Source organism: uncultured Abyssibacter sp. (genome assembly GCF_964000955.1).
Lineage (GTDB): Bacteria > Pseudomonadota > Gammaproteobacteria > Nevskiales > OUC007 > Abyssibacter.
Map to the genome: position 1 here is coordinate 1 of NZ_CAXFCL010000314.1, position 4,472 is coordinate 4,472.

At 62.4% G+C, this 4,472-nt stretch carries 9 protein-coding genes; 6 read left to right on the forward strand and 3 right to left on the reverse strand.

Annotated features, from left to right (window positions below; all coding sequences use genetic code 11):
- Positions 1–650, reverse strand: a 650-nt coding sequence (locus tag ABNS06_RS15045) for a sigma 54-interacting transcriptional regulator (RefSeq protein ID WP_348675411.1), incomplete at its 3' end; no start/stop codon positions are given.
- Between the two features lie 181 nt (positions 651–831).
- On the opposite strand from ABNS06_RS15045, the gene ABNS06_RS15050 reads away from it, so the two are divergent.
- From ABNS06_RS15050 to ABNS06_RS15065, 4 genes are read left to right on the forward strand one after another with little or no spacing between them, the layout of a single operon-like run.
- Positions 832–1,071 carry a hypothetical protein gene (locus ABNS06_RS15050; RefSeq protein WP_348675412.1) on the forward strand — a complete coding sequence of 80 codons (240 nt, stop codon included), beginning with the start codon at positions 832–834 and terminating at the stop codon, positions 1,069–1,071.
- Between the two features lie 36 nt (positions 1,072–1,107).
- The gene (pspA, locus tag ABNS06_RS15055; protein WP_348675413.1) at positions 1,108–1,782 is read left to right on the forward strand and encodes a phage shock protein PspA; all 675 of its coding nucleotides are present in this window, start codon (positions 1,108–1,110) and stop codon (positions 1,780–1,782) included.
- Positions 1,783–1,812: 30 nt separating this feature from the next.
- Positions 1,813–2,040 (forward strand): envelope stress response membrane protein PspB, encoded by a 228-nt coding sequence (gene pspB, locus ABNS06_RS15060; protein WP_348675414.1) that lies wholly within the window; start codon positions 1,813–1,815, stop codon positions 2,038–2,040.
- A complete protein-coding gene (locus ABNS06_RS15065; RefSeq protein ID WP_348675415.1) occupies positions 2,037–2,432 on the forward strand; it encodes a PspC domain-containing protein in 396 nt (131 codons plus the stop codon). Before pspB ends, ABNS06_RS15065 begins: the two co-directional genes overlap by 4 nt.
- 18 nt (positions 2,433–2,450) lie before the next feature.
- Here ABNS06_RS15065 and ABNS06_RS15070 read toward each other — a convergent pair whose 3' ends face one another.
- Entirely contained in the window at positions 2,451–2,882 is a 432-nt protein-coding gene (locus ABNS06_RS15070) for a PaaI family thioesterase (RefSeq protein ID WP_348675416.1), read from the reverse strand.
- Between the two features lie 128 nt (positions 2,883–3,010).
- Between ABNS06_RS15070 and ABNS06_RS15075 the strand changes: the two genes are divergently transcribed.
- Both ABNS06_RS15075 and ABNS06_RS15080 read left to right on the forward strand, forming a co-directional pair.
- Complete coding sequence (locus ABNS06_RS15075) at positions 3,011–3,565, forward strand: hypothetical protein (RefSeq protein WP_348675417.1); 555 nt, start codon at positions 3,011–3,013, stop codon at positions 3,563–3,565.
- On the forward strand, positions 3,562–3,858 hold the full coding sequence (locus ABNS06_RS15080) for a transcriptional regulator (RefSeq protein WP_348675418.1): 297 nt from the start codon (positions 3,562–3,564) through the stop codon (positions 3,856–3,858). The genes ABNS06_RS15075 and ABNS06_RS15080 overlap by 4 nt, the downstream gene beginning before the upstream one ends.
- Before the next feature lie 159 nt (positions 3,859–4,017).
- Here the strand turns inward: ABNS06_RS15080 and ABNS06_RS15085 are convergent.
- The coding region (locus ABNS06_RS15085) for a tRNA guanosine(34) transglycosylase Tgt (RefSeq protein ID WP_348675419.1) at positions 4,018–4,472 on the reverse strand (455 nt) is incomplete at its 5' end.

The window sequence follows — 4,472 nt, forward strand, 5'->3', positions numbered from 1 at the left end:
AGTGTCGCCGCGGCGCCACCCGTGAATCCCGCGAAGAACTCCTGCCGCAGCTGCTTCACCATGCCCCGGGCGAAATGCTCCGCGAGCGGAAGAATGTCCTCCTGCCGGTAGCGCAGCGGGGGGAGCGTCAGCACGTCGAACGACAGGCGATCGAGCAAGTCCTCGCGAAACCGGCCCTCTGACGCCAGCGCGGGTAGATCGACGTTGGCGGCGCCGACGATGCGGACATCGACCTCTCGCGTTTCGTTGGACCCGACCCGTTCGAACTCGCCGTATTCGACCACGCGCAACAGTTTCTCCTGCAGCCGCAGCGACATCGAAGCCAGCTCGTCGAGAAACAACGTGCCGCCATCCGCGGTCTCGAAGCGCCCCGCCCTGGATTTGCTGGCACCGGTATAGGCACCGGCGATGTGTCCGAACATCTCGGACTCCAGCAACTCCTCATTGATTGCGGCGCAGTTGAGCTTGATGAACGGCCGGTCCCAGCGCTCCGACAGATAGTGGAGCCGCGCGGCCACCAGCTCCTTGCCGGTGCCCCGTTCGCCGATGACCAGCACCGGCTTCGCCAGAGGCGCCACCTGCGAAAGACGCTCGAGCAAATCGAGAAACGCCTCGGATTCACCGATCAGGGAGTCTGCTTCTCGATCCATGCGCTACCAACCTGGCGAATTTCACCGAATCCTGGTTCAAAACACCACGAAGAGCAACGGGCGAGACAGCGGAGAAACTATAATTTCCTTTATTATCAGATAGTTATGACAAAATAAAAAACTGGCACAGGTGTTGGAATAGAGAGGGTGTAAGCAAAACACCGCCACAGGGAGTTACGACATGATCCGCACTATCGCCATCGCCGCCGTTGTTGCCGCCAGCCTTTCCTCGAACGCTCACGCCGCACCGAACGTGCGCGAGGCCATTCACGCGGCGACGTCGCATGCCATCGCGTCGCAGGGCAACCGCGCCCTCGAGCACATCAAGGACGAAGCCTTCCGCATTCTTCGGCCGGTACTGCCGGAACCGACACGTGACGTCGTCACCGTCGAGCAGCCCACGCCGAAGAAAGCCGACTAAGGCAGACCCGTATTCACCATCGACCTGGAGCCGACCATGGGAATCTACTCACGACTGTCCGACATCATCAACTCCAACATGCACGCCATGCTGGACAAGGCCGAAGACCCGGAAAAGCTGGTCCGGCTGATCATTCAGGAAATGGAAGACACGCTGGTGGAGGTCCGTTCGACCTCCGTGCGCACCATCGCCCGCAAGAAGACGCTGGAGCGCAAGCGCAACGCCCTGAACCGCGACGCCGCGGAATGGGAGCGCAAGGCCGAACTGGCATTGCGACATGATCGTGATGATCTGGCGCGCGCCGCGCTGCTGGCGAAGCAGCGGATTGTCGACGTGCAAAGCGAGATCAGCGAAGAGCTGAACGCGCTGGAAGCCGAGCAGGAAAAGCTCGATGCCGACATCGCCAAGCTCAAGAGCAAACTGGCCGACGCCAAGGCGCGTCAGAAGACCATCGTCATGCGCAAGCGGTCGGCCACGGCGCGGGTTCGCGTGCAGCAGCAGGTCAACAGCGAGAAGATCGACGACGCCATGGCGCAGTTCGAAGCCTACGAGCGCCGCATCGACTCGCTAGAAGCCGAAGCGGAATCGTATGATCTGGGTCGCCAGAACCTGAAGGACGAATTTGCCGAGCTGGAAAGTTCGGAGCAGGTTGAAGAGGAGCTGGCGGCGTTGAAGGCCCGTGTTCGCACGCCGGACACCCCTTCTGACTAATCCATCATCCATGAAAGGCTAGGGAGTCCGATGGACGAACTCTTTCCACTGCTCGTCATCCTGCTGGTCGTCGTTGCGCCGATCTGGATCGCGTTCCACTACATCACGATCTGGAAGCGGCACAAACCGGTCAGCTCGGAGGACCAGGACGCCAAAATCCGGCAACTCGAGCAGTCCGCACGCCGCATGCGTCATCGCCTGGAGGCCCTGGAAGCCATCCTCGATGCCGAAGTCCCCGGCTGGAGACACAAATCATGAAACGCACCCGCTCACTCAATCTGCACCGCGACCCGGACAACGGCTGGATCGCCGGCGTCTGCGCCGGCCTGGCGACCTACTTCGACGTTGATCGCAAGGTCGTCCGGATCATCATGGTGCTGGGCCTGATCTTCCTGTCCTGGCCGGTGTTCATCGCGTATATCGTCGCGGCCTGCCTGCTGCCACGGAAACCCAAGGCGGGCGTTCGCGACATTCCGGTCGACGACCCGATGGAGAGCGAGGCCTTCGACGACGACGGGTACACACCGAACCTGCATGACGTCGAGGACGACTTCGACCATCTGGAGCGCAAGCTGCGCGGGCTGGAAGCCTATCTGTCGTCCAAGGATCTGGAACTGAACCGCGCGTTCCGCAATCTCGAACGCGGCTAACCCGCTCGCGAAAACCGCCTAGGGCCCGGGAATCACCGGCCTGGGCGGCACCGAATAGGTTCCGGTGGCGACCGCCACCGGTTCCGGGTCATCCACGGTATGGATGTCGACGGCGCAGATGATCAGGCGCCGCCCCAGCTTCAGAATTCGCGCACGCGCCTCGATATCCTGCATCGCGGGCCGGCGCAGAAAGTGGATATTGGTATCGGTCGTCACGGCCAGCAGTTCCGCGCCGAGATGCCCGAGAATCACCGCGTACATCGCCGCATCCGCCGCCGCGAACATCGATGGGCCGGACAACGTCCCGCCCGGCCGGACCATCAGGTCATTCACCGGCATCCGCACGGTCACCGCCCCCGGCTCCAGCGCAACCACCTTGAGGTGACTCGCGCCCGGCAACCCGGCGTGCAACAGCCGCTCGACCTCTGCCGCCGATAGCGCGATCTGCATTGTTTCGTCTCCCATCTCGCGATTGTGCCACCGCCCGGGCACACTCAACTTTCAAAATGAAAGCACTTTACAAGCGCAGGCTTGGAAGGCATCATCTACTCTGAATTTCAGAGAACTCGAAGACAACCATGCAACATCAAGCCACCACCAAGGACGATCTCGCCTATGTCGCCAATGTCGTCCGGAAAGCAAACTTCGACCGCGGCGTCCCGGCAATCTACGTCCTGTGGGCGGTGATCACGCTGATCGGATTTTCCCTGCCCGACATCCGGCCGCAGGTGACCGGGCTGTTCTGGGGCATTGCGGGCCCCGTCGGCGGCCTGCTCAGCTTCGCGCTGGGACATCGCGCCAGCCGCCGCGAGGGTGCGACCAACCAGGCGCTCGCGGCGCGATACGGCTGGCATTGGGGCCTGGCCGCGATCGCGTTCTTTCTTGCGATGCTGCCAGCGATCAACGGCATGCCGATCGCCTGGCTCAGCAGCAATTTCCTCCTGATCGCCGCGCTTGTCTACGGACTGGCCGCAACCCACCTGGATCGGATGCTGGTCGTGCCGGCGGCCATTTTGGCGATCGGCTATGTCGTTCTGGTACTGGTCGCACCGCCCTACACCTGGACGGCAACCGGCATCCTGATGTGCGTCAGCCTGCTCATCGCCGCCGTTCGCAGCCGCGCGGACGCATGAACCCGGAGGCCCTCGCGGACCTAGATCGACTGCTGGAACATCGAATCCGGCTGGCGATCTGCGTGCTGCTGCGCAAGCAGGACCGGATCAATTTCACCCGCTTCAAGACCCTGCTGGACCAAACCGACGGGAGTCTCGGCGCGCAGTTGCGCAAGCTGGAGGACGCCGGTTACATCTCGGCCGAAAAGACCTTCGAGGCTAGGAAACCGGTGACCTGGTACGCGCTGACCGAGACCGGCACGCAGGCGCTGGCCCGCCATGTCGATGCAATGCAGGCGCTGCTCGGCACCTAGGGAAACACCGATTTATTCCCACCGCCAAGTTGCTGCCTGAATACAGGCCATGCAAGGCGCGAGGAGCGAAGTTTGGTTATTCCAAATGAACGACGAGCAACGCTGCATGGCCTGTAATCAGGCGCAATCCGAATGGAACGGGCCGGGTTTCCCTAGCAATCACGCACCGGGCGGAGTCGCGTAGCGGCGCAGCATCGCATCCCGGAACGCGGCCCATCGGCCCTGCTCGATGGCCTCGCGCGCGTGCCGCATCAGATCCAGGTAGTGGTGGAGGTTGTGGATGGTGTTCAGCCTCGCGCCAAGAATCTCGTTGCAGCGATGCAGGTGGTAGAGATAGGCGCGCGAGTAATTCCGGCAGGTGTAGCAGGAACAGCTGGCGTCCAGCGGTGCGGGATCCTCGCGATGCTTCGCATTGCGGATGCGCACGACACCATCACTGGTGAACAAATGGCCATTGCGGGCGTTACGTGTCGGCATCACGCAATCGAACATGTCCACGCCACGGTCGATGGCTTCGATCAGGTCTCTGGGCGTACCGACACCCATCAGGTACCGCGGCTTGTCCGTCGGTAAATCCGGCGCCAGCCCGTCCAGCACCGTCAGCCGCTCCTCCC